Origin of the sequence: Terrabacter sp. 2RAF25 (assembly GCF_052115265.1) — a bacterium.
In the GTDB taxonomy this organism is placed as follows: domain Bacteria; phylum Actinomycetota; class Actinomycetes; order Actinomycetales; family Dermatophilaceae; genus Terrabacter.
In genome coordinates this window covers 614,303-622,928 of sequence record NZ_JBFRGJ010000003.1, presented here as the reverse complement: position 1 = coordinate 622,928, position 8,626 = coordinate 614,303, and the positions used below count along the sequence as shown (strand labels likewise).

General features: G+C 71.3%; 9 protein-coding genes. 3 read left to right on the top strand and 6 right to left on the bottom strand.

Going from position 1 to position 8,626, the window contains the following annotated elements; all coding sequences use genetic code 11:
* Positions 1-314 precede the first annotated feature (314 nt).
* Positions 315-2,186: a DEAD/DEAH box helicase gene (locus AB4091_RS11825; protein ID WP_442291935.1), complete on the bottom strand. Its 1,872-nt coding sequence runs from the start codon at positions 2,184-2,186 to the stop codon at positions 315-317.
* A gap of 240 nt (positions 2,187-2,426) precedes the next feature.
* On the opposite strand from AB4091_RS11825, the gene AB4091_RS11820 reads away from it, so the two are divergent.
* The gene (locus AB4091_RS11820; protein WP_442291934.1) at positions 2,427-3,119 is read left to right on the top strand and encodes a ferritin-like fold-containing protein; all 693 of its coding nucleotides are present in this window, start codon (positions 2,427-2,429) and stop codon (positions 3,117-3,119) included.
* 91 nt (positions 3,120-3,210) lie between these two features.
* Here the strand turns inward: AB4091_RS11820 and AB4091_RS11815 are convergent, their stop codons facing one another.
* The 4 genes from AB4091_RS11815 to AB4091_RS11800 all read right to left on the bottom strand — a co-directional run bounded on the left by AB4091_RS11815 (position 3,211) and on the right by AB4091_RS11800 (position 5,095).
* Positions 3,211-3,474, bottom strand: a complete 264-nt coding sequence (locus AB4091_RS11815; RefSeq protein WP_442291933.1) for a GlsB/YeaQ/YmgE family stress response membrane protein — start codon at positions 3,472-3,474, stop codon at positions 3,211-3,213.
* A 128-nt stretch (positions 3,475-3,602) separates the two neighbouring features.
* Positions 3,603-3,875, bottom strand: a complete 273-nt coding sequence (locus AB4091_RS11810; RefSeq protein ID WP_386050416.1) for a GlsB/YeaQ/YmgE family stress response membrane protein — start codon at positions 3,873-3,875, stop codon at positions 3,603-3,605.
* Positions 3,876-4,115: 240 nt separating this feature from the next.
* Positions 4,116-4,337 (bottom strand): DUF3107 domain-containing protein, encoded by a 222-nt coding sequence (locus AB4091_RS11805; RefSeq protein WP_442291932.1) that lies wholly within the window; start codon positions 4,335-4,337, stop codon positions 4,116-4,118.
* A 56-nt stretch (positions 4,338-4,393) separates the two neighbouring features.
* Positions 4,394-5,095 carry a TetR/AcrR family transcriptional regulator gene (locus AB4091_RS11800; RefSeq protein ID WP_442291931.1) on the bottom strand — a complete coding sequence of 234 codons (702 nt, stop codon included), beginning with the start codon at positions 5,093-5,095 and terminating at the stop codon, positions 4,394-4,396.
* Positions 5,096-5,197: 102 nt separating this feature from the next.
* Here AB4091_RS11800 and moeB point away from each other — a divergent pair, with 102 nt between their 5' ends.
* Positions 5,198-6,376, top strand: a complete 1,179-nt coding sequence (gene moeB / locus AB4091_RS11795; protein WP_442291930.1) for a molybdopterin-synthase adenylyltransferase MoeB — start codon at positions 5,198-5,200, stop codon at positions 6,374-6,376.
* A 43-nt stretch (positions 6,377-6,419) separates the two neighbouring features.
* On the top strand, positions 6,420-7,151 hold the full coding sequence (locus AB4091_RS11790; RefSeq protein WP_442291929.1) for an MGMT family protein: 732 nt from the start codon (positions 6,420-6,422) through the stop codon (positions 7,149-7,151).
* 32 nt (positions 7,152-7,183) lie between these two features.
* Here the strand turns inward: AB4091_RS11790 and AB4091_RS11785 are convergent, their stop codons facing one another.
* Positions 7,184-8,494 (bottom strand): FUSC family protein, encoded by a 1,311-nt coding sequence (locus AB4091_RS11785; RefSeq protein WP_442291928.1) that lies wholly within the window; start codon positions 8,492-8,494, stop codon positions 7,184-7,186.
* Positions 8,495-8,626: the final 132 nt, after the last annotated feature.

The following is an 8,626-nucleotide window of genomic DNA, read 5'->3' as shown; positions in this document are numbered from 1 at the left end:
ACCCGCAAAGGCGCCCTCCGGGTCCTGAAACGTCACCTCATCGACGTCATCTTCCACGCCATGACAGAGGACCACGTCCGCCATCACGCCAACCCCGACCACCCCCTGAAACCAGCAGCCGCCGCCTGACCATTGACATAGGAGCTTCACTTCCCGACGAGCCTCCGGCGTAGGAAGTTGGGCACTCGATGGTGCGGGTTGGTCGAGTGCCCGGTTTCCGACGCGGTCGGGGGTCGCGAGAGTCCGCAGGGAACGACGAGGGCCGCGGCCACCGGGTGGTGGACGCGGCCCTCGGTCAGCTGGTCGGGACGACCTCAGTCGGTTCCGGCATCGGCCGTGGCCGGCGCGGTCTCGCCCGTGCGGCCCGAACCGCCACGGCGGCGACGCCGGCGCGGCGGGCGCGACTGGCCCTCGCCCAAGGTCGACTCGTCCGGGCCGCCCGTGGGGGCTGACGACTCGGTGCCTTCGGCGCCGGCAGCGCCGGCGGCAGCGGCGCCGGCGCCACGAGTACGCCGACGGTTGCGGCTGCGGCGCGGCCGGCTGTCGCCGGTCTCCGACGCATCACCTGTCGCCTCCTCGGCGGAGCCCTGGGGCTCGCCGCGATCACCCGAGCGCGAGCCGCCGCGGTCGCTGCGGTCGCCACCACGCCCGCCGCGGTCGCTGCGGTCGCCACCACGCCCGCCGCGGTCGCTACGGTCGCCACCGCGCCCGCCACGGTCGCGACGGTCGCCACCGCGCTCGCCACCGCGGCCGGAGCCGGTCCCGCGGCCGTGGCGCTTGCCGGTCTCGCCGAGATCCTCGATCTCCTCGGCGTCGAGGCCGGCGAGCTTCTGCTGCGACCGCCGCAGGTGGCCCTTGGCGTCCGTCGGGATGTCGAGGTCGGAGTAGAGGTGGTCAGAGCTCGAGTACGTCTCCTGCGGCTCGGGGATGCCGAGGTCGAGCGTCTTGTTGATCAGCGCCCAGCGGTGCAGGTCGTCCCAGTCGACGAAGGTCACCGCGACACCCGTGTTGCCGGCGCGGGCCGTGCGGCCGATGCGGTGAAGGTAGGTCTTCTCGTCCTCGGGGCACTGGTAGTTGATGACGTGCGTGACGTTCTCGACGTCGATGCCGCGGGCCGCGACGTCGGTGGCGACGAGGATGTCGACCTTGCCATTGCGGAACGCGCGGAGGGCCTGCTCGCGGGCCCCCTGGCCGAGGTCGCCGTGGATCGCGGCCGCGGCGAACCCGCGCTCGACCAGCTCGTCGGACACCTTGGCGGCGGTCCGCTTCGTGCGGCTGAAGATGATGGTGAGCCCGCGGTCCTTCGCCTGGAGCATGCGCGAGAGCATCTCGACCTTGTCCATGGCGTGCGCGCGGTAGACGAACTGCTCGACCGCCTTGACGGTGTGGGCGTTCTCGTTCTCGTCGCCCATCGCGCGGATGTGCGTCGGCTGCGACATGTAGCGGCGCGCGAGCGCCACGATCGCACCCGGCATCGTGGCCGAGAAGAGCATCGTCTGGCGCGACGCGGGCGTGAGCGACATGAGCGTCTCGACGTCGGGCAGGAAGCCGAGGTCGAGCATCTCGTCGGCCTCGTCGAGCACGACGGTGCGGGCCTGCGAGAGGTCGAGGTGGCCCTGCTTCGACAGGTCGATGAGGCGGCCGGGGGTGCCGACGACGACCTCGACACCGGCCTTGAGGGCCTCGATCTGCGGCTCGTAGGCGCGGCCGCCGTAGACGGTGAGCACGCGGATGCCGCGCTTCCTTCCGGCCCGCTCGAGGTCGCCGGCAACCTGCACGGCGAGCTCGCGGGTGGGGGCCACGGCAAGGGCCTGGGGCTTGCCGGGGCGCGTCATTGCGTCGAAGCCCTGGTCGCCGGGGGCCACGACGCGGTTGAGGATCGGCACGCCGAAGCCGAGGGTCTTGCCGGTGCCGGTCTTGGCCTGGCCGATGATGTCGTGGCCGGACAGGGCCACGGGCAGGGTCATCGCCTGGATCGGGAACGGCGTCGTGATGCCGGCCTCGGCCAGGGCGGCCACGATGTCGGGGTGGACGTCGAAGTCGGCGAACGACGGCGCCGGGGCAGCCGGCTCGGCGGGGGCCTCGGCGAGGACCTCGGCCGTGGTCTCGGGGGACGCATCGACGATCGTCTCGGGCGCGTCCGTGGTGACCTCCGCGTCGGCGGGGGTCTCGTGGGGCTGGGTCATGGGCATCTCTCGATCGGCACGAGCACCCCGTCGAGGCGGGAGCTCAGTGGCGCGTGACGGGCCGATCGGAGACTGTCAGGGACGGCGGGTGGCTCTCGCATCTGGGCGGGCTCCACCGGTGCGCGGGGAGTCCGCGAGCACCATCTGGGCAAACCATCGGGCCGACCGGGCACCGAGTTGTCCCGCTCACTCTACCGGCACAGGGGCAAAAGGCCGGAAACCAATCACTACATTGGGCGCATGAGTGACGACGCGACGCCCGAACGCACGGACGAGCCCGGCTACCTCGCGGCGGTCACCGACCTGCTCGGCGCGCTCGCCTACGGCGAGCTGCGTGCCTTCAGCCAGCTCGCGAAGGACGCCGAGATGGCCCCGACCCTGCGCCACAAGTCGGCCCTGGCGACCCTGGCCGCCCACGAGCTGAGGAACTACTCGATCCTCACCGAGCGACTCCAGTCGCTCGGTGTCGAGCCCGAGACGGCGATGGAGCCGTTCGTGCCTGCGGTCGACGCCTTCCACGAGCGCACGAGCGCCTCGGACTGGCTGGAAGGGCTCGTCAAGGCGTACGTGGGCGAGGGCATCGCCCAGGACTTCTACCGCGAGATCTCGCGCTACGTCGACCAGGACACCCGGTCGCTCGTGGTGAGCGTCCTCGAGGACACCGGGCAGGCGGAGTTCGCGGTCACGGTCGTGCGCGAGGCGATCGCCGCCGACCCCCGGCTCGCCGGACGGCTGGCGCTCTGGGGCCGAAGGCTCGTCGGCGAGGCGATCACCCAGGCGCAGCGGGTGGGCGTCGAGCGTGACGCGCTGGCGAGCATCCTCGTGGGGGCGCCCGGACGCGCCGGTGCAGACCTCGCCGAGCTCGGTCGCATGTTCGCCCGGCTCACCGACGAGCACTCACGCCGCATGGGCAGCCTCGGCCTCTCGGCCTGAGGGGGCGTATGCCGTCCCGCCGGGTCCGGGGGGCGGCGTACGACGAAGGGGCCCGACCAATGCGGCGGGCCCCTTCGCGTGCTGTTGCGTGTCAGACGGACTTGCTGGTGACTCGGCCGTAGACGACGATCAGGATCGCCGCCACGATGGCCCCGAGGATGAGCGGGATCCACGCGATGCCGCCGTTGTTGGCGTAGCCGATCTGGCGCACCACGAGGGTGACGATGACGTTGGCGACGATGCCGATGAGGATCGTCACGACGATCGAGATGTTCTGCTTGCCGGGCAGGATGAGCCGACCGAGTGCGCCGATGATGGCGCCGACGATGATTGCTCCGATGATGGTGCCGATCATGTGTCACAGCTCCTTCTGGCCACCAGATGGTGACCCACTGGTCCGCGGGTTGCGGACGATTCGTGCAACGACCTCAATGTCTCACTGCTTGGGACTGGAGTGGTGGATGTGGCTGTCACATTTGCGCTTCAGCGCGTCTGGCGGTTTCCCGTGACCATCCCGTAGCCGACGATGAGCGCGGCCGCCACGACGACGCCGATCAGGCCCGAGATCCAGTCGATCCCCTTGGTGTCACTGACACCCGTCGCCTTGTAGTAGATGAAGGCGCCGATGAGGGACCCGAGGGCCCCGAGGATGACGGTGAGCAGGACACCCATGTTCTGCTTGCCCGGCAGGACGAGCCGGGCGAGCGGCCCCACGATCGCTCCCGCGACGAGGGCCATCAGGATGGTTCCGATCATGACTTCGCGTTCCTCCTTCGGTGCCCGGCACGCGGGCGGCGGCGACCGGTGGACCCGGCTCGCTCTCATCCAACCCCTTACCCGGGTCGTCGGGATGTCCCACGCGGAGCCGCCATCTGAAGGGCGGGCGTCCGAGAGGGGACGCAGAAGGCCGCCGACCTCGCGGTCGACGGCCTCGGCACGTCCGGCGTGGAGCCGGATCCCTTGAGGGAGTGTGCTGCTCGTGAAGCGCTGTTCGGGTCAGTGGGCGCCGAAGCCCACACCCGCCTTCTTCTCTGCCCCGGTCGTGACGTAGCCGATCGACGCGGACGGGACGATGATGCGTCCGCCCTTGTCGTCGGTCAGCTCGAGCACGTCGGATCCCAGCGCCGCCTTGACGGCGGTGAAGATCTCGTCGGTCGACTGCGTCGTCTCGAAGGTGATCTCGCGTGCCACGTTCTGCACGCCGATGCGGACCTCCACGTCAAACCTGCTTTCTCAGTTCGTGTGGACGCGTTGGACCGCGTCCCGTCGTCACCTTAACCAGCCGTGGTGCCGACGGATTCCCGGACCGAGTCGCTCGGCCTGTCGGCGTCGCTCGTCGCGTCGGGCCTCGCCTCGGCCTTGCCGACGGCAGGGAAGGCGCCGAAGCCTCGGCGGATGAGGGCCGCGGTGATGCGCACCGCCGTCTCGCGGGAGAGGTTCGCCTCGTGCGTCAGCCAGTGGCGCGCCGACGTCTGGGCCAGCCCGACGAAGGCCACGCCGACGAGGACGGCCTCCTCCTGGTCCATCGACGTCTCGCTGCGGATGATCTCGGCCATCGCCTCGGCGCACGTGAGGTCGATCTGGTCGAGGCGCCTGCGGACCTCGGGCTCGTTGGCGAGGTCGGACTCGAAGATGAGTCGGAACGCCGCGCCCTCCTGACCGACGAAGTCGAAGTAGGCGCGGGTCATCGTGTTGATGCGCGCCTTGTTGTCGGGCAGCGTCAGGGCGTCGCGGACCAGCTGCTCGAGCTCGCCCGTGTGCTGGTCGATCAGGGCCAGGTAGAGCTCGAGCTTGCCCGGGAAGTGCTGGTACAGCACCGGCTTGGAGACCCCGGCGCGTGCGGCGATGTCGTCCATCGCGGCTGCGTGGTAGCCGTTCTCGACGAACACCCCGAGTGCAGCGTCGAGCAGCTGGGCACGCCGCTCCGATCGGGGCAGCCGCTGGCCGCGGCCCGGCGGGGTCATCTCATCTGCCATGCGGATCCCCTTCGCATCTCTGCGTGTCGCTGGTGCCTGCTCGCCGACCGCCGAGGCGGACGACCGTGTCTGTCTCACCATACCGAGCAGTACGGTGATGGCATGTCGACGGATCCGCTGGTCAAGACGGGTCGTCCGCTGTCCAGGGCGGAGACGACGAGGTACGCGCGGCACGTGCTCCTGCCCGACGTGGGTCGCGACGGACAGGAGCGCCTCTCGGCGGCGCGGGTGCTGGTGGTCGGCGCGGGTGGTCTGGGTTCGCCCGCCCTGCTCTACCTCGCGGCCGCCGGGGTGGGCACCATCGGCGTCGTCGACGCCGACGTCGTCGACCTCACGAACCTCCACCGCCAGGTCATCCACTCCGACGCCGACATCGGCCGGCTCAAGACCGAGTCGGCCGAGGCCGCCGTCCACCGCGTCAACCCGCACGTCGCCGTCGTGCGTCACGACGTGGCGCTCGACTCGTCCAACGCGCTCGAGATCATCGGCGGCTACGACCTCGTCGTCGACGGCACCGACAACTTTCCGACCCGCTACCTCGTCAACGACGCGTGCGTCATGCTCGGCAAGCCGCACGTCTGGGGATCGATCCTGCGCTTCGACGGCCAGGTGTCGGTGTGGTGGGCGGGGCGCGGGCCCTGCTACCGCTGCGTCTTCCCCGACCCGCCGCCTCCGGGGTCGGTGCCCAGCTGCGCCGAGGGCGGCGTGCTCGGCGTCCTGTGCGCCGCCATCGGGTCGGTCCAGTCGACCGAGGCGATCAAGCTGCTGCTCGGCATCGGTGAGCCGCTCGTCGGTCGGCTCATGGTGCACGACGCGCTGCGCCAGACGTGGGACACGCTGACCGTCCGCGCCGACCCCGAGTGCCCGGTGTGTGGTGAGTCGCCCACGGTCACCGAGCTCATCGACTACGTCGAGTTCTGTGGCGTGCCGGGCGCCGCTGAGCACGACGAGGGCGACCTGCCCACCGTCACGGTGCGAGAGATGGCCGCCGAGCTCGACGCGGTCGACCCCCCGCTGCTGGTCGACGTCCGCGGCGCCGAGGAGCGAGCCATCGCGAGCATCCCCGGCGCGGTCCCGATCCATCTCGACCTGTTCCGATCGGGTGCGGCGTTCGACGAGCTGCCTTCCGGCAGAAGGGTGCTCATCCACTGCAAGGTGGGTGCTCGCTCTGCCGAGGCGACCAGGCTCGCGCTGCGCGCGGGGCTGACCGACGTTGCCAACGTCGAGGGCGGCATACTCGCGTACCTGCGGGAGATCGACCCGAGCCAACCGGAGTACTGAGCCACCCGCGTACGCCATCTGCACCGACAGCGAGAGGACGCCCGTGCCGCTGGAGGACCACGCCGAGCGCGTGCTCGACCTCGTCGCGACGATTCCCGAAGGGCGGGTGCTCGCCTACGGCGACATCGCGAAACGCCTTGGCGGCATGGGTCCCCGGACGGTCGGCACGGTGATGAGCCGCTACGGCTCAGACGTCCCCTGGTGGCGCGTCATCCGCTCCGACGGCCGGCCGCCGCAGGGCCTCGAGGCCGAGGCGGTCGAGCACTGGCGCGCCGAGAGCACGCCCATGGTGCGCGGTCTCGTCGACGGCGGACGGGCCGACATGGACCGGGCGCGGTGGGACTTCGGTGGAACGGCCAGCGGGCCCGCCGCGCCGGGCCCGCGCGGCGGCCTCCACCACGTGGAGATCTGGGTCGATGACATCGCCGCCGCCGGCCGCGAGTGGGGGTGGCTGCTCGGCCGCCTCGGCTACCACCTCGGCGACGACTGGGGGCACGGCCAGGCGTGGGAGCTCGGGTCGCTCTACCTCGTGCTCGAGGCCGGCCCGGACGTCGTGGCGGGCCGCCATGAGCGCACGCGTGCGGGACTGAACCACCTTGCCTTCCATGGCGGTTCGCGGGCAGAGGTCGACGCGTTGGTCGACGCCTGTGGTGACGGCGGATGGAGCCTGATGTTCGCAGACCGGCACCCGTATGCCGGGGGCCCGCAGCACTACGCCGCCTACCTCGAGAGCGGCGAGGGGTTCGAGGTCGAGCTCGTCGCCTCCGACGAGTAGGTCTCTCAGGCCGGCTCGCACGACCTCGGTCGTCACCGGCCGGGTCGGTCGCGCCGCCGTCCCGGCCGGAGCCCGCGGGGGTAGGGGCGGTCGGGGTGTGGGAGGGCGTCGTGGACGATCCGGGGCAGCTGCGCCAGCGGACGACGCTGCTGCTCCTCCTTCCACTGCTGGTGCACGCGAGCCCGGTCCTCGAGGTCGAGCCGCGCCAGCACCTGCTCGACCGCTGCGAGGATGGAGCCACGCAGCAGCCAGGAGGAGGTGTCCTCCCTGGCTCGCACGAGGATCAGCTCGGTGAGGATGGCCTGGGTCTCGCGGAGGATGTCGAGGCTCTCCGCCAGCGCCTGCTCGGTGTCCTGCTCCCGCCCCTCGGACTCGGCGACGACGAAGCCCCCGAACGCCCGCAGGCAGTCGGCACTGTCGTGCAGGACGACGGCGAAGGCCGAGCGCAGCTCGTCGCCGTAGGGGTCGTCGGGCGTGCTCTCGGGCGGCAGCTCCGCGAGCAGCACGGTGAAGAGGGCGCGGATGGCGAGCAGGCACTGCTCGAAGGTGTCGAGGGCCGACGCCAGCACGGGCTCGACGTCGACCGTGCCCAGGGCCCGTGGGTTGAAGCGACGGCTCTCCCTCAGGTGGCCGATCGTCTCCGTGGCCCGGGCGACCTCGCGGTTCGCCGACCGGACCCGGTCGATCCAGGCCGCGACCTGCTCGCGGTCGACCGGGCCCCTATCGAGGGCCTCGGCGGCGTGGTCGAGCGCGGCGGCTGCTGCCTCGACCACCCTCAGCAGCGCCTGTCTCGCCTGACCGATGGGCATGGCCGGTGGGTAGACGACGTTGAAGGCCACCCCGACGGCGGCACCGATGAGGGTGTTGACGATCCGTGTCTCGGAGGCGATGTCGTGGTTGCTGACCCCGAGGATCAGCATGGCGCTGATCGGGGTCTCGAGCGCCTGCTCGCCGAGGCGCAGCACCTTGGCCAGCAGCAGGGACGCGGCGATGGCTGCGCCGAGGCTCCACCACGTCAGGCCGATCCAGGTGGACAGCAGGGTGGCGACGAGGATGCCGGAGAGCACCGCCCCGACGCGGACGGCGCCCATCTTGATCGTCGAGAAGGCCGACGCCTGCACGACGAGGAGTGCCGTGAGAGGACCGGTCAGGTCGGGGGTGCCGGGGGTGATGACCTGGGAGAGCACGTAGGCGGCCACCGCTGCAGCGGTCAGCCGGAACACCGTGCCCAGCGTGGGTCGCAGCCGCGCCGGCAGCTCGCGCCACGTCGCCGGATGGCTCGGCCAGGCCCATGCGACCAGGCGGCGCGGTGGGGACTCCCGAACGCCGTTCTCTGGTGCCATGCGCAGCCCCCGGATGTGCGATGTGGTCTCGCGACGAGGCGGGCGGTGCCGCCCGTCGCCTCCCGCGCATCGTACGAGCAGGGGGCGCCGCCGCCGAGCGGCGGAGCGTCATCCCGACGTCATCGATAAGAC